Genomic DNA, 19,930 nt, shown 5'->3' with positions numbered 1-19,930 from the left:
AGTGTGGTTGTTGGTGTGCTCGCCCCGCCACACGGGTACGCGCGCGGAATACATGACCCCGACGTGCCGTTGTCGACAGCGGCCGCGCCCCGACACCAGGAAGAGGGAAACAGCATGAGCAACACCGTGGAGCTCACCAAGGAGAACTTCGACCAGACGGTCAAGGACAACGAATTCGTCCTGATCGACTTCTGGGCGTCCTGGTGCGGGCCGTGCCGTCAGTTCGCCCCGGTCTACGAGAAGGCCGCGGAGGACAACCCGGACCTGGTCTTCGGCAAGGTGGACACCGAGGCGCAGCCGGAGCTGGCCGCGGCGTTCGGCATCCAGTCGATCCCGACGCTGATGATCGTCCGGGACCAGGTCGCCGTCTTCGCTCAGCCGGGCGCCCTGCCGCAGACCGCCCTCGACGACGTGATCGGCCAGGCCCGCAAGCTCGACATGGACGAGGTCCGCAAGGCCGTCGCGGCGCAGCAGGAGAAGGCCGGGCAGAACGGCGAGTGACGCCGCTCCGCCGCACTTCGGGGCCGCTTCCGCGCGGCGTGACGCCGCGCGGAGGGCGGCGGGGGTCAGCTCGACTCGCGGTGCACGATCCGTGCGCCGAGAACCCGGTGCACCTCCGGTTCGCCGCCGGGGTCGCGCACCACACGATCGACCAGTTCCGCCAGCTCACGTCCGGACGGCAATTCGATATGGACGGTGCTGAGCCTCGGCCGAAGCAGCCGGCCGAGCATCAGGTCGTCGGCGCCTACCACGGCCGTCTCCCCCGGGACGTCCACACCCTCGTCCTGCAGGGCACGCATCAGCAGCATCGCGTACTCGTCGTTGTACGCGAAGACGGCGTCCAGGCCGAATGAGCGCCAGCGCGCCGCGAGCCGGGCGGCGGACTCCTCCTCGTAGGCGAGGGGCAGCTCGGTGACGGTGGCGCCGGTACCGCGCAGGGCGCGCCGTACGCCTTCCAGCCGGGGCCTGGAGTAGAGCGCGAGGCCGTCCTCCAGCGGCAGGACGACGCCGATGCCGCGGCGGCCCCGGGACAGCAGGTGTGCCCCGGCGCTGTGGCCCACTCCGTCGTGGTCCAGAAGCAGCGTGTGCGCGCCCTCGACCCGATCGGGGCCCAGGGTGAGGACGGCGCGCGCGCCGGAGCGTTTGAGGACGTGCACGCCCTGCGGGCCGAGCCCGGCGCCGGGCACCAGGACCGCGACCGGCCGCAACTCGGCCCAGGCACGGGCGGCTTCGTCGCCCTGGAGGCCGATGCTGCCGTACTGCACGACGGTGTAGTCCAGACGGCTCAGGGCCCACTGGAGTTCGTTGAGGAACTGGCTGTGGAGCGCGCCCACCGGCACGTTCGGGGCGGGCATCAGCACCATGCGGCTGTGCCCGGCGCGCAGGCTGCGGGCGGCGGCGTGCGGGACGTACCCGAGTTCCTCGGCGGCCTCGTGGACCCGGCGCCGCGTGGGCTCGCTGATGCGTACCGCGCGGGTGTTGTTGAGGACGTACGAGACGGTCGCGCGCGAGACACCGGCCAGACGTGCCACATCGGCGCTCGTCGGCACGGCGGGGGGTGCGGGAGACGAGGGGACGGGCTGTTTCGGTAGCTGCACCATAACGCACCGCATCTTGGCAGAACGGCCGCGCGGGCCGTCCTCCAGGGTGCGATCCCAGCCACAACCCGCCTTTCCCCAACGGAAGTTGGGCTGCAGGTGCCACATGGGCGGATCACCGGTTACCGTGCGGTAGTCGACGTGCCCGCGGAGGTGTCCCCATGGTGTCGGACCGGATCGACGGAGCGGCCGAGTGTGCCCGTGCCCTAGCCGCCGGCGAGGTGACCTCCCGTGCGCTCGTCGAGCGCGCCCTGGCCCGGATCGAGGCGGCCCAGCCCTCGCTGAACGCGTTCCGGGTGGTGCGCGCCGAGGCCGCGCTCGCCGAGGCGGAGGCCGCCGACCGGGAACTCGCGGCCGGGGTGCGCAGGCCGCTGCTCGGGGTGCCGTTGGCGGTCAAGGACGACATGGACGTGGCGGGCGAGCCCACCGCGTTCGGCTGCCCGGGCGCATACCCCCCGGTGGCCGAGGACGGTGAGGCGGTACGGCGGCTGCGGGCGGCCGGGGCCGTGATCGTCGGCAAGACCAACACCTGTGAGCTGGGGCAGTGGCCGTTCACCGAGGGACCCGCCTTCGGCGCCACCCGCAACCCCTGGCACCCGGACCACACCCCGGGCGGCTCGTCCGGCGGGTCCGCGGCGGCGGTCGCCGCGGGCCTGGTGCCAGCCGCGCTGGGCTCGGACGGCGCGGGTTCCGTCCGCATCCCGGCGGGCTGGACCCATCTGGTCGGCATCAAGCCGCAGCGGGGCCGGATCTCGACCTGGCCGCGCCCCGAGTCCTTCGAGGGGATCACGGTCAACGGCACGCTCGCCCGGACGGTCGCGGACGCGGCGCTGCTCCTGGACGCGGCGAGCGGCAACCACCCGGGCGATCTGCACCGCCCGCCCGCGCTGGACGTCTCGGCGGCGGTGGGCCGGGACCCGGGCCGGCTGCGGATCGCGCTCTCGCTGAAGCCGCCGTTCACCGCGGTGCCCGCCCGGCTCGACCCCCGGGTCCGGGCGCGTGTCCTCGCCCTCGCGGAGCGGCTGGCCGCGCTCGGGCACACGGTGGAGGAGGCGGAGCCGCGGTACGGGCAGATCGGGCTGGCCTTTCTGCCGCGCGCGACCGCGGGGCTGGCGGAACGGGTGCGCGAGGCGCCCTTCCCTGAGCTGCTCGACCCGCGCACCCGCGACGCCGCACGACTGGGCCGGCTCCTCGGCGGGGCGCCGCTGCGCGCGGCGCGCCGTGCGGAGGCGGTGCTGCACCGGCGGGTGGGGGCGCTGTTCGCGTCGTACGACGTCCTCCTCGCACCGACGGCGGCCGCTCCCCCGCCGCGCATCGGGACGCTCGCGCACATGAACGGCTGGAACACCGATCGCGCGATGATCGCCGCCTGTCCGTACGCATGGCCCTGGAACGTGCTGGGCTGGCCCGGGGTCAATGTGCCCGCGGGCTTCGTGGGTGAAGGGCTGCCGGTGGGCGCCCAGTTGCTGGGCCCCGCGCACAGCGAGCCGCTTCTGGTGTCGCTGGCTGCCCAGTTGGAGGCGGACGTGCGGTGGCACGAGCGTCGGCCGCCGCGCCCGTCGGCCACCGATGCGCGGGCCGCGTAGCCGCGTTCGGGCCGTACCCTGTGGCCATGGACGATGCGTCGATGGTGGGCCTGATGGGACGTGTCACCGGCTCCGTCGGACCCGGACTGGTCGGCGAGGTGATCGTTCGCGTGCGTGGCGGCGCCGAGCACTTCCTCGCGTATCCCGCGGACGGGCGGAGCCGGATGGAGCGGGGCACGGTGGTGATGGTGGTGGAGCACCTGCCGCCGCGGACCGTGTACGTCGAGGCGGTGTACGACAGTTGAGCCCGTGACCGCGCAGGTGAGGGCGCTCGCATCAAGATTGCAACAAGGAACCGTCAGCGTCTTCACCCGGGCCCTGCGCGGGCGCAGACTCCCTTCGTTCGGTGCCGACCCGGCACCAGGCAACAGGGGGCGTTTGCCGATGGTCATCGGCGTCGTCGCGGGGGCTGTCGTCCTCGCGCTGGTATTCATCGTTGTGGTCTTCAAGCTGATGTGGCGTGTCGCGGAGCCCAACGAAGCGCTGATCATCTCCGGTTCGAAACATCGGACCGAGGGGCTCGAGGAAGGCATGGGCTTTCGCATCGTCACGGGGCGCGGCACGCTGGTGATGCCGGGTGTGCAGGCGGTGCGCAAGCTCTCGCTCGACCTCAACGAGACCGAACTGCACGTGGACTGCGTGACCCACCAGGGCATTCCGCTGAAGGTGCGGGGCGTGGTCATCTTCAAGGTGGGCGACGACTTCGTGTCGATCGCCAACGCGGCCCGCCGCTTCCTCGACCAGCAGAGGCTGATGTCGGAGCGCGTGCACAACGTGTTCGCGGGCCATCTGCGGTCGATCGTCGGCGGACTGACGGTCGAGGACATGATCCGCGACCGGGACAAGCTCACCGGTCAGACCCGTGCCGCGTGCGGCACGGAGATGGAGAAGCTCGGCCTGATCGTCGACTCGCTGCAGATCCACGAGATCGAGGACCCGACAGGCTACATCCAGAACCTCTCGATGCCGCACGCGGCGGCGGTGCAGCGGGACGCGCGGATCGCGCAGGCGGAGGCGAATCGTCTCGCCACCGAGGCGGAGCAGCAGTCGTACGCGCGGATGGCGGAGGCGACCCGGGACAGCGAGATCCTGCAGGCCGGCTATCAGGCCGAGCGCGACAAGGCGGCCGCGTCCGCCCGTCAGGCCGGTCCGCTCGCCGATGCGGCGGCCCGCCAGGAGGTCGTGGTCCAGGAGACCCGTGTCGCGGAGTTGGAGGCGCACCGGCGCGAACAGCAGCTCCAGGCGGACGTCCGCAAGCCCGCGGACGCGAAGGCGTACGAGAAGCGCACGCTGGCCGAGGCCGAGCGGGACGCGCGGATCTCGGCCGCGCAGGCGAAGGCGAAGGAGACCGAGCTGGCGGCGGCGGCCGAGGCGACCCGGGTGAAACAGGCCGCGGGCGCCGAGGCGGAGGCGACCAAGACGCGCGGCGCCGCCGCGGCTCAGGCTACCCGTGCCACCGGTGAGGCGGAGGCGGCGGCCGCGCAGGCGAAGGGGCTCGCCGAGGCCGAGGCGACCCGCGCCCAGGGTCTGGCGGAGGCGGAGGCCATCAAGGCACGTGCCGCGGCCCTCGCCGAGAACCAGGAGGCCGTGGTCGCACAGCAGTTGGCCGAGAAGTGGCCGGAGATCGTCCAGGCCGGTGCGTCCGCCTTCGGCAATGTCGACAACATGGTGCTGCTCAACGGCGCCGACGGCATGGCCGACGTGTTCGCCAAGGCCCTGACGATGGGCGGCACCGGCCTGGGCCTCGCCCGCCGGCTGCTGTCGTCGATGAACGACGGGGCAGCCGAGAACGGCGCTCCCGCGCACACGCCCGCCGAACTCAACGGGTCCACCCCGCCGCGGCCGGAGAAGGTCGCGGTGGAGGGGGACGAGGGCTGAGCCGGAGAGGCATCGGCCGGTAGGACAGCTCAAGGCCTGGGGCGTACGGCGAACGTTCGCCGTACGCCCCAGGCGTGCCGGGGCCAGGTGCCCGGCGCGCGGCCGAACTGAGGCCGAATAACCTTGCATCACCGGTCAAGACGGTGACGAACTCGTTTCAGGATCGCGGCGCCCGCCGCTGCGCACGCACCTCGGACGGACGTCGGGAGGTGCTTTGGGCGAGGCCGAGCCGACGAGGCCCGGAAGGGGTCTGGAAGGCGTTGAAGGCCGCAGGACAGCCCGGTGGCCGGGCCTGTCCGCGCGCTCCGGCCCCGGACGCCGTCCAGGTCTTTGCCGGGTCGCGCGGGGGCCGTACGCCGCCGTCCGGTGCGCCGCGTCACCGGCCGGACGGGGACTCGGGCGATCCGCACACGGCCGTCGCAGCCGTACGACTGAGAGCAGCTGGCGGATGACGGATGGCGGCAAGGCCCCGGCAGGCAGGCCGGGCCTTGCCGGGCCTCGGTCACGCCGGGCCCCGCCAGATGTTGTCGAAGGCCGCCTTCTCGATGGCCCGCCGCTGTCGTACGGCGGTCAGTTCCGTGATCGCGTCGTCGACGGCGGCCAGCACGGTTCCCGTCGCGCCCTCGGTGACCTCCAGGGCCTCCTCCTCCGGCGCGTCACGGATGCCGATGGTCGCCCCGAGCGTGGTGAGCACGGGTTCCCCGGCGGCCCATCGGTCCGCCGCCTGCCGGCGGGCCGGGGAGTCGGCCGGGGTGGCCTCACCGGTGAAGGCGGGCAGCCAGCGGCGGCGCTGCCGGACGAGCAGGCCCTCCTCCTCGAACGCGGTCAGATAGACCGAGGACAGCCCCTGGCCGCGGCGCCACAGCCAGTCCTCGACCGACTCGTACGGCGGTTGCCGCATCAGCGCCGCCGCGGCCTCCCGCAGCAGGCGGTCGTCCGTCACCGGCGGGTCGCTCGGCGCGATGAGCACGCCGTCGAGGGTGAGGGCCCGTAGATCCATGAGGTCCAGCAGCTCGGCGCCCGCGAGCCCGAGCGACAGGTCACCCGGTTCGGCACGATGGCCGGGTGCGGCGTCCAGCGCGACGGTCAACAGGTCCCGTGCAGTGGCCATATGTGCCTCCACGACGCTTGTTCGACGATCTCTTGGACGGCCATCATGCCCGTGCCCCCGGGGTGAGGTGTCCTGCTCATCCCATCGCGCGTCCATGACCGGCGCATCCCGGCACCGCCGATCGGTCCCCCGGCCCGCACCGTCCCGCGCCGGCCGGCCGCCGCGCCGCCCCGTCCCGCAGCGGATGCACCCTCGGCGTGGCGCGCCGATGCTGGAGGGAGGGGGAAGATCGGCAAGGAGGCCATGATGTCCATGATGGACAAGCTCAAGCAGATGCTGAAGGGGCACGGGGAGCGCATCGGCCAGGGACCCGACACAGCCGGCCGGGCCGCCGACGACGCGATGTCCAACCGTCCCGCCGGACAGGCCGACAAGGGCCCGGACGCGCTCCGGGACCAGTTCCAGCCTCCCCGGGACCGGGACAACCCGCCGCAGTCGTAGCGCGGAGGACCCGGCGGAGTCGTGGCGTCCTGGCGACTCCCTGCCACCGGTGCGGCCCTGAGGCCCGGCTGACGGCGCCTCAGGTCGCCGTACCCGGTGGGGACCCGCCCGTGGCCAGGCTCTACCGTGAGCCGCGTGACTGCCTTTACCGATGAAGACGTCCCCGGCCGCTACGGCCCTTCCGCGACCACCGAGGCCGACCCCCGGGCCGTGGGCCGGGTGCGGACCGAGTACTCCCCCGCGCACGACGGTGACCCCGACCCCGGGGAGATCGTCTGGACCTGGGTGCCGTTCGAGGAGAACGACGGGCGCGGAAAGGACCGCCCGGTGCTCGTGGTCGCCCGGGAGCCGGGCGACACCCTGCTCGCCGTGCAGCTGTCCAGCAAGCGGCACGACGGCGACCGGGAGTGGGTGCCGATAGGCAGCGGCCCCTGGGACCGCTCGGGGCGTGACTCCTGGGTGGACGTGGACCGGGTGCTGCGGCTGCACGAGGACGGGATGCGGCGGGAGGCGTGCGCGCTGGACCGGATGCGGTTCAATCTCGTGGTGCACCGACTGCGGGAGCGGTACGGCTGGACCTGAGAGGCCGGGTCAGGCGGCTGGGGCCGGGTCAGGCCGCATCTTCCCGAAAGTCCGTTCGAATGCGGGACCGTGTCGTCGTACCGGACGTGCGGTCCAGCACGGCGAAGACCACCTCGTCGAAGGCGCCCTCGAACCGTCCGCCGACCAGCAGTCCGTGGAACGCCCCGGCCACCTGTGCCGGCTCGTTGCGGAACACGCCGCAGCCCCATGCGCCCAGCACCAGGCGCCGGTAGCCACAGGCGGCCGCCGTCTCCAGTACGCGCTCGGCGCGGGCCGCCAGGGCGCGGGGCAGTTCGGCCGCGCGCTCCGGAGTCCGGCGCAGCACCACGCCCGCGTTCGGCGCGGCGGCGGTCAGGAAGCCCACCCGGTACGGCTCCTCCAGCAGTCGCCCGCGGTCGTCGCGGAAGACCGGCACGGCCGGTGAGTGGATCACACGGTCCGTGTAGAAGACGTCCCGGTCAGTGCGGTGATGGTCGTAGAACTCCCGGACCTCGCGGACGCACGCGTACAGCGCGGAGGCGCGGCACAGGGACTCCTCCTGGGCCTGCGCGCCGTTCAGGAACCCGCCGCCCGGATTCCGGGCGGAGGCGAAGTTGAGGACGGCCACCGGCTCACCCGAACGGTCCAGCAGGCGCCGGGCGGCTTCCAGACTGCTCTCCCCGGTCACCCCCAACGCCGTGGCCACCTGGCGCACCGGCGGCGTCTCCACCGGCCCCGGACCGTACATCCGCGTGCCGGCGCGGGCGGCCTCGACCGCCGCCGCGATGGTCACCGTACGCCCCTCGGAGGTGTCGTAGGCACCCCGCTCGACGATCTCCTGTGTCCGCTGCGCGATCCTCCGCAGCCGCGTGCTCACGGCGCCACCCCCGTGGGCGCCGTGAGCACCTGGCGCGCGGTCGCCCGTGGCGCCCCGCCGATCTCCCCCGTCGTGCTCATGAACGCATGGTGAGCGATGCTGGTCCTACGCCGCAACAGAGTTTCCCGGCCCCGGGAATCACCGTCCCGGGCCTGGGCAACAGGGAGGAAGCAGTCCGCGAAGCTCCGCTGGGCACTCTTGTGCGAATGCACCATGAGGGTCTTGGGTGGGACGAGCGACGCCGACCCGGCCCACCCGAAGCCGGGTCGGCGGCATGGTGGAATCTCAGGAGGATCCCGACATGTCCGATTCGGTGAGTGACTGTACGGAGCCCCGCTCCGCGGTCACCGAAGCCGAGGTGGAGGCGCTGGTCCGCGGCATCTGTTTCAAGACCGGACCGCCTCGTACGCTCGGTGTCGAAGTGGAATGGTTCGTCCATGAGCTGCGAAGTCCGTGGCTCCCGGCACCACCCGAACGTCTTCGCGCGGTCTACACCGCGCTGCGGACCCTGCCCCTGCGTTCGGCCCTCACCGTCGAACCGGGCGGCCAGCTGGAACTCAGCTCCGCCCCCGCCGCCTCCCTCATGGAGTGCATAGGGTCCGTCTCCGCCGATCTCGATACGGTCCGCACCCTGCTGGCCGAGGCGGATCTCGCCCTCAGCGGCTACGGCCACGACCCATGGAACCCTCCGCGGCGCTTTCTGCGCGAGCCCCGCTACGACGCCATGGAGTCCTACCTCGACCGCACCGGTCCCGAGGGGCGGTCGATGATGTGCTCGTCGGCCTCCGTCCAGGTGTGCCTGGACGCGGGGTACGAGGAGCCCGGCCCCCTGGGGCACGGACGGCGCTGGTGGCTGGCGCACCAGCTGGGCGCGGTGCTGGTCGCCGCGTTCGCGAACTCCCCGCTGTCCCGGGGCCGGCCCACGGGCTGGCGCTCGACACGGCAGTCCCTGTGGGCCGCCATGGATCCGGGACGCTCGGGCGCGCCGCCCCTCGTGGGCGATCCCAGGGCCGCCTGGGCCCGGCATGTGATGGACGCGCCCGTGATGTGCGTCCGCGGTGGTCCCGGTCCCTGGCATGTACCGGACGGCCTGACGTTCCGGGACTGGACCCGGTCCTCGGACCCCCCGGACCGCAGTGACCTCGACTACCACCTCACGACCCTGTTCCCGCCGATCCGGCCGCGCGGACATCTCGAACTCCGCATGATCGACGCACAGCCCGGCGACGACGGGTGGATCGTGCCGCTCGCCGTGACCACGGCGCTGTTCGACGATCCGGAGGCCGCCGAGACCGCGTACCGGATCGTCAAACCGCTGGCCGAGCGGGCGGGCTCGCAACCGGCGCCGTGCAACGCGCTGTGGGTGACCGCCGCGCGGGAGGGGCCGGCCGACCCGGAGCTGCGCGAGGCCGCCGTCGCCTGCTTCGCGGCCGCGGCCGAGGCGCTGCCCAGGCTCGGCGCCACCGACGACGTCCAGGAGGCCGTCGCGGAGTTCACCGACCGCTATGTGGCCCGGGGCCGCTGCCCCGCCGACGATCTGCTCCTCCAGCTCGACGGCAAGGACACCCGTTCCGGCGGGGACGACACCCTGTTCCACGGGAAGGACACGCACTCATGACCGACGCCCGGTCACCGATCGACCCCGGCACGCTGCGGGAACGCGCCCTGGACGCGCTGACCGCGGCGCGCGACCGCACCGCGCTCCTGACCACCTGTGTGGACGACCCCGACCTCACCGCCCAGCACTCCCCGCTGATGTCGCCGCTGGTCTGGGACCTCGCGCACATCGGCAACCAGGAGGAGCTGTGGCTGCTGCGCGCGGTCGCCGGACGCGAGGCCATGCGACCTGAGATAGACGGGCTGTACGACGCCTTCGAGCATCCGCGCGCCGAGCGGCCCTCGCTGCCGCTGCTGCCGCCCGACGAGGCCCGCCGCTATGCCGCGGAGGTGCGGGGGCGGGCCCTGGACGTGCTGGAGAGCACGCCCTTCGAGGGACACCGGCTGACGGAGGCGGGCTTCGCCTTCGGCATGATCGCCCAGCACGAACAGCAGCACGACGAGACCATGCTGATCACCCATCAGCTACGTCGGGGCCCGCAGGCGCTCACCGCCCCGGACCCGGCCCCCGCGCCGCCGTACACGGGACCGGCCGAAGTCCTCGTGCCGGCCGGGCCGTTCACCATGGGCACCTCGGCGGAGCCCTGGGCGCTGGACAACGAACGGCCCGCGCACCAGCGGGAGGTGGCGGCGTTCTTCATCGACGTCCTGCCCGTGACGAACGCCGCCTACGAGGCGTTCATCGAGGACGGGGGCTACGACGACGAGCGCTGGTGGACACCCGAGGGCTGGGCCCATGTCCGCACCCATGACTTGAAGGCGCCGCTGTTCTGGCGCCGAGAGGGCGGCCAGTGGCTGCGGCGGCGCTTCGGCGTCACCGAGGTCGTACCGCCCGACGAGCCCGTTCTGCATGTGTGCTGGTACGAGGCGGACGCGTACGCGCGCTGGGCGGGGCGCCGGCTGCCCACCGAGGCCGAGTGGGAGAAGGCGGCCCGCCACGACCCGGCCTCGGGCCGCTCCCGGCGCTACCCGTGGGGCGACGCCGACCCGACGCCCGAGCACGCCAACCTCGGGCAGCGCCATCTGCGTCCGGCACCGGTCGGCAGCTATCCGGCGGGCGCGTCCGCGTTCGGCGTACGGCAGCTGATCGGTGATGTGTGGGAGTGGACGTCGAGCGACCTCGCGCCCTACCCGGGGTTCACGGCGTTCCCGTACAAGGAGTACTCGGAGGTGTTCTTCGGTCCCGAGTACAAGGTGCTGCGGGGCGGTTCGTTCGCCGTGGACCCGGTGGCCTGCCGGGGCACGTTCCGCAACTGGGACTACCCGGTCCGGCGGCAGATCTTCTCGGGCTTCCGTACCGCCAGGGACGCGTGATGTGTCGTCATCTAGCCTGTCTGGGACCGGAGGAGCCGCTCGGCCGGGTTCTCCTGGAGCCCCCGCACAGCCTGTACCGGCAGGCGTGGGAACCGCGTCGGCAACTGCACGGGTGTGTCAACGCCGACGGGTTCGGGATCGGCTGGTACGCCGCGGGCGACCCGACGCCGGCGCGCTACCGCAGGGCCGGTCCCATCTGGGCCGACGCCTCCCTCGCCGACCTGGCGCGCGTCGTGCGCTCCGGCGCGGTCCTGGCCGCGGTGCGCGACGCGACCCGGAGCGACCCCGATCTGGAGGCCGCGGCGGCGCCGTACACCGGGGACAGATGGCTGTTCAGCCACAACGGGGCCGTCGGCGGATGGCCCGACTCGATGGCCCGACTCGCCGGTTCGCTGCCGCCGGTGGAGCTGCTCTCCCTGGAGGCGCGCTGCGACTCCGCGTTCGTGTGGGCGCTGCTGCTGAACCGGCTGCGGGCCGGCATCGAGGACGGGAAGGCGATGGCGGACACCGTGCTGGAGGTCGCCTCGGCGGCCCCCGGCTCCCGGCTGAATCTGCTGATCACCGACGGCGAGACGATCACCGCGACCGCGTGGGGCGACACCCTGTGGTACCTCACCGGGCCCGGCGACCGCGTCGTCGTGGCCTCCGAGCCGTACGACGACGACCCGCGCTGGCGGGAGGTGCCCGACCGCACCCTGCTGTCGGCCACCCGCACGGACGTGCTGCTGATCCCGCTCAAGGACCCGCGCGACGACATGGCACCCGCACCACCCGAGGAGTCCCGCCCGTGAGCCCGTTCCTTGTCACCCGCACCCTGCCCGAGGACGCCACCGAGGCCGCGCTGCGCGCCGATGTGCTGCACGGCCTCACGACCACGCCGAAGACACTCCCGCCGAAGTGGTTCTACGACGCTCACGGCAGCGAGTTGTTCGAAAAGATCACCGAGTTGCCGGAGTACTACCCGACGCGCGCCGAGCGGGAGATCCTGATCGCCCGCTCCGGGGAGATCGCCGCCGCGACCGGCGCCCGGACACTGGTCGAGCTGGGCTCCGGCTCCTCCGAGAAGACCCGGCATCTGCTGGACGCACTGACCGGACTGCGCACCTATGTGCCGGTGGACGTCAGCGAGAGCGCGCTGACCCAGGCGGGTCACGCGCTGATCGCGGAGCGGCCCGGGCTCGACGTCCATGCGCTGATCGCCGACTTCACCGCGGCGTTCGCCCTGCCGGACACGCCCGGGCCACGGCTCGTGGCGTTCCTGGGCGGCACCATCGGCAATCTGCTGCCCGCCGAGCGGGCGGCGTTCCTCGGCTCCGTACGGGCCCTGCTGTCGCCCGGGGACGCCCTGCTGCTCGGCACCGACCTGGTGAAGGACGAGTCGGTGCTGGTCGCGGCGTACGACGACGCGGCCGGCGTGACCGCCGAGTTCAACAAGAACGTGCTGGCCGTGGTCAACCGTGAGCTGGGGGCCGACTTCGACCCGGACGCGTTCGACCATGTGGCGGTGTGGGACGCCGGGCACGAGTGGATCGAGATGCGGCTGCGTGCGCGGACGGCCCAGACCGTGAAGATCCCCGCGCTGGACCTGGCGGTGGACTTCGCGGACGGGGAGGACCTGCGCACCGAGGTGTCGGCGAAGTTCCGCGAGGACGGTGTCCGGCGTGAACTCTCCTCGGCCGGGCTCGAGCTGACGCACTGGTGGACGGACGCGGAGGGGAGGTTCGCCCTCTCGTTGAGCGTGGCGCGCTGACGCCGACGGTCCGACACCCTGCGGCCCCCTCACCTCTTGAGGTGAGGGGCCGCGGGGTTTGTGCAGGTGTCGCCGCGGGGTGGCGGTCCTATGCGCGGTGGTACTGGACGGGGGAGACGACCTCGCCACCGAGCTCCTGGGCGGCATGGCGCGCCCAGTACGGGTTGCGGAGGAGTTCGCGTGCCAGCAGAACGGCGTCCGCCTTGCCCGAGGCGATGATCTCCTGCGCCTGGGCGGGCTCGGTGATCATGCCGACGGCCGCGACCGGCATCCCGGTCTCACTGCGGACCCGGTCGGCGAAGGGGACCTGATAGCCGGGGCCGGTCACGATCTTCGCGTCGGGGACGTTGCCGCCGGTGGAGACGTCCAGCAGGTCCACGCCTCGGGCGTGGAGTTCCTTGGCGAACCGGACGGTGTCGTCCCCGGTCCAGCCGTCCCGGTCGTCCTCGGGGTTCTCCGTGAGCCAGTCGGTGGCGGAGACACGGAAGAAGATCGGCAGTTCCTCGGGCCACACGGCGCGCACGGCGTCGACGACTTCCAGGGCGAAGCGGGTACGGCCCTCGAAGGAGCCGCCGTACTCGTCGGTGCGGTGGTTGCTGTGGGGCGAGAGGAACTGGTGGATCAGGTAGCCGTGGGCGCCATGGATCTCGGCGATCTCGAAGCCCGCCGCGAGCGCCCGCTCGGCGGCGTCGGCGAACTCCTGGACGATGCCGCGGATGCCGTCCGTGGTGAGCTCGTCGGGGGTCGTCGACGCCTCGTCGAAGGGAAGGCCACTCGGACCGACCGGGGTCCAGCCGTAGGGCTCCTCGGGCGTGATCGGGCGCCCGCGGTCCGCCCAGGTGCGCTCGGTGGACGCCTTCCGTCCGGCGTGGGCCAGCTGGATACCGGCCACAGTGCCCTGAGTCTTCAGGAACGCGGTGATGCGCCGGAAGGCGTCGACCTGCGCGTCGTTCCAGATGCCCAGGTCATAGGGAGAGATACGGCCTTCGGGGCTCACCGCCGTGGCCTCGGTGATGATCAGGCCGGTTCCGCCGGAGGCACGCGCGGCGAGGTGAGCGAAGTGCCAGTCCGTCGGGACGCCCACCGCCGCGCCCTCCGGCGCCGCACTGTACTGGCACATCGCTGCCATCCAGATGCGGTTGGGGATGGTCAGTGACCTGAGGCTGTAGGGGGTGAAGAGAGTGGTCAACGCGAAAACTCCTCGTTGCGCGGCACGGAATGGTCACCGTGTGGACGGAATCCATAATTGCATGCGTGCGCCTTTTATTCCCATTGCCGCTATGCCGCGTATGCAACTAATTGCAGGGCGCCCGCGTCGCGGACCGATCCCCGGTACGGCACGGTGGAGTGACATGTGACGCCCGTCACGCGAAGAGGAGCACCCGCATGACCAACAACACCTACCGGGTCACCGAGATCGTCGGCAGCTCGCCCGAGGGCGTGGACCAGGCCGTACGGAACGCCATCTCCCGCGCCTCACAGACCCTGCGCAACCTGGACTGGTTCGAGGTCACCCAGGTCAGGGGCCGGATCGAGAACGGCCGGATCGAGGACTACCAGGTCGGCCTGAAGGTGGGTTTCCGCCTGGAGGAGGGCGACTAGCGCGACCCCTCTCACGTACGCCCCTCCCGCTCCTGAGCGTCCCTCAGCGCGGCGGAGGGGGATGCCCAGCGTGCTCGTACGACGGTGAAGCCCGCCCGTTCGGCGTCCTGGCAGACGAGTTCGTCGTCATCGACGAGCATCCGGACCTCGCGCCCCTGGGCGAGCCCACGGAGCAGCTCCAGCTTGGTGACACGGGCGGGCCTGCGGTCGCCGTCGGAGCGCATGTACAGCCGCCCTTCGGGCAGTCCGTGAGCGGCGAGCCAGTCGAGCGTGTCACGCCGACAGCGCGCGGGCCGTCCGGTCAGATAGACCAGCTCGCACTCCTCGGCGGTCCGCAGCGCGAGCGTCACTCCCTCGGCCAGCGGCGGATCCTGCGGCGCGGCGGCGAAGAACGCCGCCCAGTCACGCGGCCTCCGCTCCAGGAAGCGCTGCCGGTGCGCGGTGTCCGCGAGGGTGTTGTCGAGATCGAAGACGGCGACCGGCCTGCTGCTGTTCGTCACCGGCCCACTCTACGAAGACCCCCGCGGCACCGGAGCGTGCGCCCCCTCGGCCGGCCGGCCGCGCGAACTCGGGGGCGCACACCGAGGGCGTACACGCCCCCCAAGTTCGCGCGCGCAGCGGCCATATGACCCGGATGGCGCAGCGCGGCGCGAGCCGTTCCGCGAGACTTCACTCACCTCGTTCAGCACTGAGTCACGACAGATTCTCGTACAGCGGTGGTATATGACCCACCTATGGCCAAACCTCACGTTGCGGACCGCATGCCGATAACGCAGGGTCAAGGTGTGAGCGCACTCTCGCCCGCCCCCGCCGCCCAAACCCGGGCGGGGAGCACAGACCGTCGCGTCCGCCTTCCCTTCCGAACCCGGCTCCTGCCTGGTGCCGCACCGGCCCTCGCCCTGTTCGCCGCCATACGTCTCACGGGACTCGCGGCGATCGCCCTGGCGAACCACTACATGGGCCATCCGCTGCTCAAGGGTCTGGCGCACTCGTGGGACTCCCGCTGGTATCTGCACATCGCCCAGCACGGCTACGGCACCCAGACCCATGTCCTGGCCACCACCGGCGCCGTGCAGCGTGACTGGGCGTTCTTCCCGCTGTATCCGGCACTCATCCGGGTCGTGTACACCGTGCTGCCCATCACTCCGGGCGCCGCCGCCCTGCTGATCGCCTGGAGCGCCTCGGCGGTGGCCGCGTACGGCATCTACACGATCGGCTACCGCCTGTACGGCCGCGCGGTCGCCACCGCACTCGTCGGCGTGTGGGCCGCGATGCCCCACTCCGTCGTCCTCGACATCGCCTACACGGAGCCCCTGCTCGCCGCGCTGGCCGCCTGGTCCCTGTACGCGGTGCTCACCAGACGCTGGTTGTGGGCCGGTGTGCTGGCCGCGCTGGCCGGGCTGTCGCGGCCCACGGGCTTCGCCGTGGCCGCGGCGGTGGGTGCCGTGGCGATCCAGGAGATCGTCAGACGGCGCGGCCGGGTGCCCGTCGGGCTATGGGTCGGCACCGCGATGGCGCCCCTCGGCTGGGTGGGCTTCGTCCTGTGGGTAGGTGCGCACACGGGTGATCTGTTCGGCGGCTACTTCACGGTGCAGCGCGCCTGGGACTCCCGCTTCGACTTCGGTGTCGGCTCCCTGCACTTCCTCAAGTCGCTGCTCGCCCACGGCGGCCGGGCCGTCTACCCGCTGGCCCTGGTCATCGTCGTGGCGGCCGTCCTGCTGTTCTGTCTGCTGTGCCTCGACGGCGCCCCACTGGCGCTGATCGTCTTCGCGGGCGTGCTCGTGCTGATCACGATCGGCGGCTCGGGCCCGTACGCCTCGAAGCCGCGCTTCCTGCTGCCCGCCTTCCCCCTGCTGATCCCGCTCGCACGCGGCCTCGCGCGCAGCTGGCGGCTGCGCCCGAAACACGCCCTGCTGGTCGGAGCCACCCTCGCCGTCGCTTCCGTGGCCTACGGCACCTATCTGCTGACCGCCGGCCACACCCCGCTGTGAGCCCGGGGCCCCTTGCCGGGGCGTGGCGGCGACGCGCGCCCGGGGGTATTCCCCCGACCGCGGTCTCGTCCCGGTCAGGGCGGGTACTCGGGCGGTGCCGCTACCTCATGAGGAGATGACTCGGATGCTGTTCCTCGGACTGCTTCTTCTCGCGGCCACCGCCGCCTTCACCGCTCTGGCGATCGCAGGCAATCTCACCGGCGGCCCCGACTACACCGTGTCCGTGCTGGACCACCACATCGCCACCATCAACACCCTTGCCGTCTTCGCCTCCGGCCTCGCCCTGGCGCTGTTGTTCTGCCTGGGCCTGGCCACCGCGGTGTCCGCGGCGACGCACCGGCACGGCACGCGGCCTGCGCGGATACGCCGTGGCGCCACGATCGACGAGCGGACCGGACCCGACACCCGGCTGTGAGGCGCCGGCCTCAGCAGTTCGGCTCAGCCCTGCTGATGTCCGCGAGGGCGGACCGTGGGTCCTCCGTGGCGGCGAGGTCGCCGAGACTGACGATGCCGACCGGACACCCACCGCTCTCGACGACGGGTAGCCTGCGCACGGCGTGCCGGCGCATCAGCTCGACCGCGTGGTCGGTGGTGTCGTCGGGCGAGAGGGTGATCACGGGCGGACGGGTGCACACCGAGCCCGCGGTCACCGTGTTCGGGTCGCGGTCCCCGGCGACGGCCCTGACCACGATGTCGCGGTCGGTGAGCACACCGAACAGATCGCGGTCGTAGGTCACCAGGACGTCGCCGACGTCCTGCTCACGCATCAGGCGGGCCACCCGTGCCACCGAGGTCATCGGCTCGACGGCGACCGCGCCCCGGGACATCACGTCACGTACCTGCCTGCTCATGGAAACCTCCCGGATCGTCTCGTCTGCATACGCCGGTTCCTCATCCGGCCGGGTCCGCCTCGGCGGCGGCACGCCAGCCGGACCAGCGGCGGACGGCGACCACGGTCACCGGTCCGTCCGGCGGCGTCTCCCGGTACTGGGGGTACTTCCGGGCCAGCAGGGCCAGTGCCGCCCCGTACTCCTCGCGGTCCTGCGCCGCGGGCGCGCCGGGCGGCAGTATCCGCGCGCCTCCGTCGGCCCGTACCCACCACAGCCGCCCCCAGTCCTCGTCGTACTCGTCCGCGAGCAGGCAGACGGCCGGCTGGACGGCGATGTTGCGCAGCCGCTGCAACCGGCGGGACCGCTTGGGCTTGTGGTCGACGGCCATGACGATGCCGTCGTCGCCGCGCCGCGCGAACACCACCGGTACGAGGTGGGGCCGTCCCGCGGAGTCCACGGTCGCAAGACGCGCCACCCGGGCGTCCGTGAACCGTCGCCGCGCCTCGTCCTCGGGCATGCTGGGCACCGTCCGGCCCTCCTTCCGCGCTGCATCGGCGGCCGGCGTCCACGGGTACCCGGCCTCCGCTCTCCTACACGATCACCGTGCCCTCCCGCCCGTCGCCGCCCGGTCCGGATGTCGGGCCCGGGGACGCGGGGCAGACTGGAGGGACAGATCCGTGCTTCACGGGCCGCCCGCCAAGGAGGCCGTCGTGGAATTCGACGTGATCGTGGAGATTCCGCAGGGGGCGCGCAACAAGTACGAGATGGACCACGAACTGCACCGCCTCCGCCTGGACCGGACGCTGTTCACGTCCACCAAGTACCCGGCCGACTACGGCTATATCGACCACACCCTGGGCCGGGACGGCGACCCGCTCGATGCCCTCGTCCTGGTGGGCGACCCCACCTTCCCCGGCTGTGTGATCGAGTGCCGTGCCGTCGGCATGTTCGTGATGAAGGACGAGAAGGGGCCCGACGAGAAGGTCCTCTGCGTCCCGGCGCACGATCCGCGCTACGCCTCCGTGCAGGACATCGGCGACGTACCCACCTTCGACCGGCTGGAGATCACCCACTTCTTCGAGGTCTACAAGGACCTGGAGCCCGGCAAGTCGGTGGAGGGTTCGCACTGGGAGGGACGCGACCGGACGTACGCGGAGATCGACGCCGCCCGGCGGCGCGCCCTCGAGCAGGGAGGGACGGGCCCCTGAGGGCCGCTGCCCCTTCGTCTCCACGACGCTCGCGCCCGGGACGTGCCGACCGGGTGCAGGTCGCCGAACAGGGCCTCCATCCGCGGTGGTTCAGCCGCAGGCGCCCTGCCGTGCGCGGGGGAGCACCGTGACACGACGGAAGTTGCATGCCTCGCGAACAAGGGCCTCCGCCGGAGGACGGGCCTGGTGGGCGTGCAGCGCCGCGCTGACGAGGCTCAACAGCAGGTCGACATCGGTGTCACAGTCCAGGCGGACGGTCACCCAGCGCGAGCCGGGCACCATGCGGATGGCTGTCGATCCGGCGAGGTCGCCGGAGAAGCGCCGTATGGCGCCGCTGGTCAGATGCAGGTCCGCCTCGTGGTCCGTGTGAAAGTGGACGATCTCGCTGTACCGGGAGCGGAGAGCCCGCCCGGTGCCGCAACTGGCCGGCTCCGCCGTGAGGTCGGGCCAGACCATGAGTCGCTCCAGGGCGCGCTGGGCCAGAGTCATGTGCCCATCGTCGCCTTCTCATTCCCCGTCCACCAGAGGTTGAGGGTTCCGTAACCGGGACGTGAGGTTACCGACCGTGAGGTCACGTCCGCTGGAGTGGTGTATCGACGGCCACTCGGTGATCTCTTTTTGAGGCTATGCGGTGAGTTCGGTGGGCAGGGTGGTCTCGTCGGTTTCTGACTCGATCGGGTGGAGGCGGGCCTTGGCCAGCAGGTCGAGTCCCATGTAGCGGCGGGCCTCGGTCCATTCGTCGTTCTGCTCGGCCAGCACGGCGCCGACCAGGCGGATCAGCGCGGTGCGGTCGGGGAAGATACCGACGACGTCGGTGCGACGTCGGATCTCCTTGTTCAGCCGTTCCTGTGGGTTGTTCGACCAGATCTGCCGCCAGATCTCGCGCGGGAAGGCGGTGAAGGCCAGCAGCTCGTGCTGAGCGGCGTCCAAGTGGGCTGCTGCCTTGGGGAACTTGGCTCCCAGGGCATCCAGAACGTGCCGCATCTGGGCCTGGACAGCGTCGGTGTCGGGTTGTTCGAAGACGGTCCGCAGCAGGGTGGCCACCCACGGCTGAGCGGACTTCGGGACCTGGCTCAGCAAATTTCGGGCGTAATGCGTGCGGCACCGCTGCCAGGATGCGCCGGGCAGGACCGCGCCGATCGCGTTCACCAGGCCGGTGTGCGCGTCGGAGACGACCAGCTGGACGCCGGACAGGCCGCGGGCGGTCAGGGAGCGCAGGAAGGCGAGCCAGCCCGCACCGTCCTCGGCCGTGGCGACGTCGATCCCGAGGATCTCGCGGTGTCCGTCGGCGTTGACGCCGACTGCGATCAGAGCGTGGACGTTGATGATGCGGCCGCCCTCGCGGACCTTCTGGGTCAGCGCGTCCACCCAGACGAACGTGTAGGGCCCGGCATCGAGCGGCCGGTTGCGGAACGCGGTGACCTGATCGTCCAGATGCTTGGCCATCGCGCTGACCTGGGACTTCGACAGCTGGGTGACGCCGAGGGATTCGGCGAGCTTCTCGACGCGGCGGGTGGACACACCAAGGAGGTAGGCGGTGGCGACCACCGAGATGAGGGCCTGCTC

At 72.0% G+C, this 19,930-nt stretch carries 23 protein-coding genes; 14 read left to right on the top strand and 9 right to left on the bottom strand.

The window, feature by feature from the left end; genetic code table 11:
- Window positions 1-3 precede the first annotated feature (3 nt).
- Window positions 4-501 (top strand): thioredoxin, encoded by a 498-nt coding sequence (trxA, locus tag ACFY2Z_RS31390; protein WP_390747445.1) that lies wholly within the window; start codon window positions 4-6, stop codon window positions 499-501.
- A gap of 65 nt (window positions 502-566) precedes the next feature.
- Here the strand turns inward: trxA and ACFY2Z_RS31385 are convergent, their stop codons facing one another.
- Window positions 567-1,613, bottom strand: a complete 1,047-nt coding sequence (locus ACFY2Z_RS31385) for a LacI family DNA-binding transcriptional regulator (RefSeq protein WP_390747444.1) — start codon at window positions 1,611-1,613, stop codon at window positions 567-569.
- Window positions 1,614-1,759: 146 nt separating this feature from the next.
- On the opposite strand from ACFY2Z_RS31385, the gene ACFY2Z_RS31380 reads away from it, so the two are divergent.
- The 3 genes from ACFY2Z_RS31380 (at window position 1,760) to ACFY2Z_RS31370 (ending at window position 5,062) form a co-directional block, all read left to right on the top strand.
- Window positions 1,760-3,184: an amidase gene (locus ACFY2Z_RS31380; RefSeq protein ID WP_390747443.1), complete on the top strand. Its 1,425-nt coding sequence runs from the start codon at window positions 1,760-1,762 to the stop codon at window positions 3,182-3,184.
- Window positions 3,185-3,210: 26 nt separating this feature from the next.
- Window positions 3,211-3,429, top strand: a complete 219-nt coding sequence (locus ACFY2Z_RS31375) for a hypothetical protein (RefSeq protein ID WP_311699347.1) — start codon at window positions 3,211-3,213, stop codon at window positions 3,427-3,429.
- 139 nt (window positions 3,430-3,568) lie between these two features.
- Window positions 3,569-5,062 carry an SPFH domain-containing protein gene (locus tag ACFY2Z_RS31370; protein ID WP_390747442.1) on the top strand — a complete coding sequence of 498 codons (1,494 nt, stop codon included), beginning with the start codon at window positions 3,569-3,571 and terminating at the stop codon, window positions 5,060-5,062.
- 502 nt (window positions 5,063-5,564) lie between these two features.
- Here ACFY2Z_RS31370 and ACFY2Z_RS31365 read toward each other — a convergent pair.
- Entirely contained in the window at window positions 5,565-6,173 is a 609-nt protein-coding gene (locus ACFY2Z_RS31365; protein ID WP_390747441.1) for a GPP34 family phosphoprotein, read from the bottom strand.
- 243 nt (window positions 6,174-6,416) lie between these two features.
- Here ACFY2Z_RS31365 and ACFY2Z_RS31360 point away from each other — a divergent pair, with 243 nt between their 5' ends.
- Window positions 6,417-6,614, top strand: a complete 198-nt coding sequence (locus ACFY2Z_RS31360; protein WP_390747440.1) for an antitoxin — start codon at window positions 6,417-6,419, stop codon at window positions 6,612-6,614.
- A 135-nt stretch (window positions 6,615-6,749) separates the two neighbouring features.
- Window positions 6,750-7,196, top strand: coding sequence for a type II toxin-antitoxin system PemK/MazF family toxin (locus ACFY2Z_RS31355; RefSeq protein ID WP_390747439.1), 447 nt, complete (start codon window positions 6,750-6,752; stop codon window positions 7,194-7,196).
- A gap of 28 nt (window positions 7,197-7,224) precedes the next feature.
- On the opposite strand, the gene ACFY2Z_RS31350 is transcribed toward ACFY2Z_RS31355, so the two are convergent.
- Window positions 7,225-8,052 (bottom strand): TIGR02452 family protein, encoded by an 828-nt coding sequence (locus ACFY2Z_RS31350; protein ID WP_390747438.1) that lies wholly within the window; start codon window positions 8,050-8,052, stop codon window positions 7,225-7,227.
- A gap of 301 nt (window positions 8,053-8,353) precedes the next feature.
- On the opposite strand from ACFY2Z_RS31350, the gene egtA reads away from it, so the two are divergent.
- From egtA to egtD, 4 genes are read left to right on the top strand one after another with little or no spacing between them, the layout of a single operon-like run.
- Window positions 8,354-9,670, top strand: a complete 1,317-nt coding sequence (gene egtA / locus ACFY2Z_RS31345) for an ergothioneine biosynthesis glutamate--cysteine ligase EgtA (RefSeq protein ID WP_390747437.1) — start codon at window positions 8,354-8,356, stop codon at window positions 9,668-9,670.
- On the top strand, window positions 9,667-10,983 hold the full coding sequence (gene egtB / locus ACFY2Z_RS31340; protein WP_390747436.1) for an ergothioneine biosynthesis protein EgtB: 1,317 nt from the start codon (window positions 9,667-9,669) through the stop codon (window positions 10,981-10,983). Before egtA ends, egtB begins: the two co-directional genes overlap by 4 nt.
- Window positions 10,983-11,774: an ergothioneine biosynthesis protein EgtC gene (egtC, locus tag ACFY2Z_RS31335; RefSeq protein WP_390747435.1), complete on the top strand. Its 792-nt coding sequence runs from the start codon at window positions 10,983-10,985 to the stop codon at window positions 11,772-11,774. Before egtB ends, egtC begins: the two co-directional genes overlap by 1 nt.
- Window positions 11,771-12,733 (top strand): L-histidine N(alpha)-methyltransferase, encoded by a 963-nt coding sequence (gene egtD / locus ACFY2Z_RS31330; protein ID WP_390747434.1) that lies wholly within the window; start codon window positions 11,771-11,773, stop codon window positions 12,731-12,733. Before egtC ends, egtD begins: the two co-directional genes overlap by 4 nt.
- Window positions 12,734-12,821: 88 nt before the next feature.
- Here the strand turns inward: egtD and ACFY2Z_RS31325 are convergent, their stop codons facing one another.
- Window positions 12,822-13,922, bottom strand: a complete 1,101-nt coding sequence (locus ACFY2Z_RS31325) for an NADH:flavin oxidoreductase/NADH oxidase (protein WP_390747433.1) — start codon at window positions 13,920-13,922, stop codon at window positions 12,822-12,824.
- 197 nt (window positions 13,923-14,119) lie between these two features.
- Between ACFY2Z_RS31325 and ACFY2Z_RS31320 the strand changes: the two genes are divergently transcribed.
- Complete coding sequence (locus ACFY2Z_RS31320; RefSeq protein WP_355913354.1) at window positions 14,120-14,335, top strand: dodecin; 216 nt, start codon at window positions 14,120-14,122, stop codon at window positions 14,333-14,335.
- Window positions 14,336-14,346: 11 nt separating this feature from the next.
- On the opposite strand, the gene ACFY2Z_RS31315 is transcribed toward ACFY2Z_RS31320, so the two are convergent.
- The gene (locus tag ACFY2Z_RS31315; protein WP_390747432.1) at window positions 14,347-14,835 is read right to left on the bottom strand and encodes a hypothetical protein; all 489 of its coding nucleotides are present in this window, start codon (window positions 14,833-14,835) and stop codon (window positions 14,347-14,349) included.
- 285 nt (window positions 14,836-15,120) lie between these two features.
- Between ACFY2Z_RS31315 and ACFY2Z_RS31310 the strand changes: the two genes are divergently transcribed.
- Together ACFY2Z_RS31310 and ACFY2Z_RS31305 are read left to right on the top strand one after the other, a co-directional pair.
- Window positions 15,121-16,326, top strand: coding sequence for a hypothetical protein (locus tag ACFY2Z_RS31310; protein ID WP_390747431.1), 1,206 nt, complete (start codon window positions 15,121-15,123; stop codon window positions 16,324-16,326).
- Between the two features lie 124 nt (window positions 16,327-16,450).
- Window positions 16,451-16,741, top strand: a complete 291-nt coding sequence (locus ACFY2Z_RS31305; protein WP_390747430.1) for a hypothetical protein — start codon at window positions 16,451-16,453, stop codon at window positions 16,739-16,741.
- 10 nt (window positions 16,742-16,751) lie between these two features.
- On the opposite strand, the gene ACFY2Z_RS31300 is transcribed toward ACFY2Z_RS31305, so the two are convergent.
- Both ACFY2Z_RS31300 and ACFY2Z_RS31295 read right to left on the bottom strand, forming a co-directional pair.
- Complete coding sequence (locus ACFY2Z_RS31300) at window positions 16,752-17,177, bottom strand: CBS domain-containing protein (RefSeq protein WP_311699331.1); 426 nt, start codon at window positions 17,175-17,177, stop codon at window positions 16,752-16,754.
- A gap of 40 nt (window positions 17,178-17,217) precedes the next feature.
- On the bottom strand, window positions 17,218-17,682 hold the full coding sequence (locus ACFY2Z_RS31295; protein WP_390747429.1) for a TIGR03668 family PPOX class F420-dependent oxidoreductase: 465 nt from the start codon (window positions 17,680-17,682) through the stop codon (window positions 17,218-17,220).
- 184 nt (window positions 17,683-17,866) lie between these two features.
- Between ACFY2Z_RS31295 and ACFY2Z_RS31290 the strand changes: the two genes are divergently transcribed.
- The gene (locus ACFY2Z_RS31290) at window positions 17,867-18,364 is read left to right on the top strand and encodes an inorganic diphosphatase (protein ID WP_390747428.1); all 498 of its coding nucleotides are present in this window, start codon (window positions 17,867-17,869) and stop codon (window positions 18,362-18,364) included.
- Between the two features lie 90 nt (window positions 18,365-18,454).
- Here ACFY2Z_RS31290 and ACFY2Z_RS31285 read toward each other — a convergent pair whose 3' ends face one another.
- Both ACFY2Z_RS31285 and ACFY2Z_RS31280 read right to left on the bottom strand, forming a co-directional pair.
- Window positions 18,455-18,853 (bottom strand): luciferase family protein, encoded by a 399-nt coding sequence (locus ACFY2Z_RS31285; RefSeq protein WP_390747427.1) that lies wholly within the window; start codon window positions 18,851-18,853, stop codon window positions 18,455-18,457.
- Window positions 18,854-18,988: 135 nt separating this feature from the next.
- The coding region (locus ACFY2Z_RS31280; protein WP_390747426.1) for an IS256 family transposase at window positions 18,989-19,930 on the bottom strand (942 nt) is incomplete at its 5' end.

This window comes from Streptomyces sp. NPDC001222 (genome assembly GCF_042896945.1).
GTDB lineage: Bacteria > Actinomycetota > Actinomycetes > Streptomycetales > Streptomycetaceae > Streptomyces > Streptomyces gibsoniae.
This window is presented reverse-complemented; position numbering and strand designations above follow the sequence as displayed.

What these genes read in the sequence shown, in the direction of transcription:
- ACFY2Z_RS31385 (WP_390747444.1), bottom strand. Translation starts at nt 1,613, where the DNA reads ATGCGGTGCGTTATGGTGCAGCTACCGAAACAGCCCGTCCCCTCGTCT.
- ACFY2Z_RS31380 (WP_390747443.1), top strand. Translation starts at nt 1,760, where the DNA reads ATGGTGTCGGACCGGATCGACGGAGCGGCCGAGTGTGCCCGTGCCCTA.
- ACFY2Z_RS31375 (WP_311699347.1), top strand. Translation starts at nt 3,211, where the DNA reads ATGGACGATGCGTCGATGGTGGGCCTGATGGGACGTGTCACCGGCTCC.
- ACFY2Z_RS31370 (WP_390747442.1), top strand. Translation starts at nt 3,569, where the DNA reads ATGGTCATCGGCGTCGTCGCGGGGGCTGTCGTCCTCGCGCTGGTATTC.
- ACFY2Z_RS31365 (WP_390747441.1), bottom strand. Translation starts at nt 6,173, where the DNA reads ATGGCCACTGCACGGGACCTGTTGACCGTCGCGCTGGACGCCGCACCC.
- ACFY2Z_RS31360 (WP_390747440.1), top strand. Translation starts at nt 6,417, where the DNA reads ATGATGTCCATGATGGACAAGCTCAAGCAGATGCTGAAGGGGCACGGG.
- egtA (WP_390747437.1), top strand. Translation starts at nt 8,354, where the DNA reads ATGTCCGATTCGGTGAGTGACTGTACGGAGCCCCGCTCCGCGGTCACC.
- egtB (WP_390747436.1), top strand. Translation starts at nt 9,667, where the DNA reads ATGACCGACGCCCGGTCACCGATCGACCCCGGCACGCTGCGGGAACGC.
- egtC (WP_390747435.1), top strand. Translation starts at nt 10,983, where the DNA reads ATGTGTCGTCATCTAGCCTGTCTGGGACCGGAGGAGCCGCTCGGCCGG.
- ACFY2Z_RS31320 (WP_355913354.1), top strand. Translation starts at nt 14,120, where the DNA reads ATGACCAACAACACCTACCGGGTCACCGAGATCGTCGGCAGCTCGCCC.
- ACFY2Z_RS31305 (WP_390747430.1), top strand. Translation starts at nt 16,451, where the DNA reads ATGCTGTTCCTCGGACTGCTTCTTCTCGCGGCCACCGCCGCCTTCACC.
- ACFY2Z_RS31300 (WP_311699331.1), bottom strand. Translation starts at nt 17,177, where the DNA reads ATGAGCAGGCAGGTACGTGACGTGATGTCCCGGGGCGCGGTCGCCGTC.
- ACFY2Z_RS31285 (WP_390747427.1), bottom strand. Translation starts at nt 18,853, where the DNA reads ATGACTCTGGCCCAGCGCGCCCTGGAGCGACTCATGGTCTGGCCCGAC.